The following is a 1289-nucleotide window of genomic DNA, read 5'->3' on the forward strand; positions in this document are numbered from 1 at the left end:
ACCCGCAACTCCGGGCGGCTCCATGCCTCATGTCCTGCCGGGGGATGGGCCAGCCGGTCGGACCATTCCAGACCGTCCGTCTTGCTCGGGCAGTTCATGGGGCGTCCCGGCGACAGGTCAAAGACGTTCGTGCTGACGCCAGAGGCCAGCGACAACCCGAAGGCCAGCAGGTCGAAGACCATTTCCGGCTTGTCCAGCAGGGCGGTCTGGATCGCGGCCAGCCGGATCGCCTTCATGTCCTCGACCAGTGCGCCGCTATAGGGCGATTTTGGCGCGGGCGCGGCATCGCCGCCGTCCGCATGGGCGGCATGGCCGGTCAGAACCTCGGCCCCGATGGCTGCGCCCCGGTCCTCGGTCCGCACCCACGGGCCGCTCAACTGCACCGTCCCGCTGTGGCTGACATAGACATAGTAGCCCGCCACGGCGCGTTGCGCGTCGGTGAAGTCGCCCTTGATGATTGCGTCCAGAGCCTCAAGTTCGGCTTGCCCGGCCTCGTCCAGTGCATCGGCGTTCGCCAGTTCTGCCAGTTCGTCATATCGCTCGGCCTGTTCCTCCGTCAGAACCCCCTCGACCGGATAAAGGCGGGCCAGCTTCTCGGTGACGGAATAAGAGACATATTCGTCGGCCATGACCTCGGCCCACTTCCAGCCTGCCGCCAGCTTCCCGGCCTCGGCGTTCAGCCGCTCGGTGAACAGGTCCTGCAACAGGTCGGCATCGTGCAGCGCCACGGTATCGCTGAACAGGTCGCGGGTGAGGCTGCCGCCTGCGGCCTCGTAGGCGTCCAGTCCGACAAACCGGGCGCGGCGGTCGGTGGCGCTGATAGCGGCGGGCTGCAATGCCTGCTTGATGCGGTGTTCCGACACGTCGCGGCCCTTCACCTCCGCCAGAATGGTCAGGGTCAATGCCTCGTCCTGCGACACGGTAAAGGCTTTCGCCATGCCAAGGCTGATCTGGCCCTCTTTCAGCGCGTCCAGAACGGGGGCGGGCAGGGCTGCCAAGGCAAGGCGGCGATACACATGGGCCTCGGTCTTGCCGAAGCTGCGGGCAATGGCCGACACCTCTGCGCCTGCCTCCTTCATCCGGCCATAGGCGCGGATTTCGTCGGCGGGGGCCAAGTCCTCCCGCGCCGCGTTCTCGGCACTGGCCCATGCGCGGGCGGTGGCCTCGTCAGACGCGATGCGAACCGGGATGGAGGCCAGTTCCGGGTGGCGTTCGGTCACGGTGGCGTCACGCTCGACGGCGCGGGCGATGGCCCGCAGCCTGCGGCCTCCGGCGACAATGCCCACGCG

The 1289-nt window shown here is 67.7% G+C and carries 1 protein-coding gene; it reads right to left on the reverse strand.

Annotated elements, in window-relative coordinates:
• A partial coding sequence (locus BLQ03_RS18510; protein ID WP_175558947.1) for a ParB/RepB/Spo0J family partition protein occupies positions 1-1289 on the reverse strand: 1289 nt, incomplete at both ends.

Source organism: Paracoccus chinensis (assembly GCF_900102885.1).
GTDB lineage: Bacteria > Pseudomonadota > Alphaproteobacteria > Rhodobacterales > Rhodobacteraceae > Paracoccus > Paracoccus chinensis.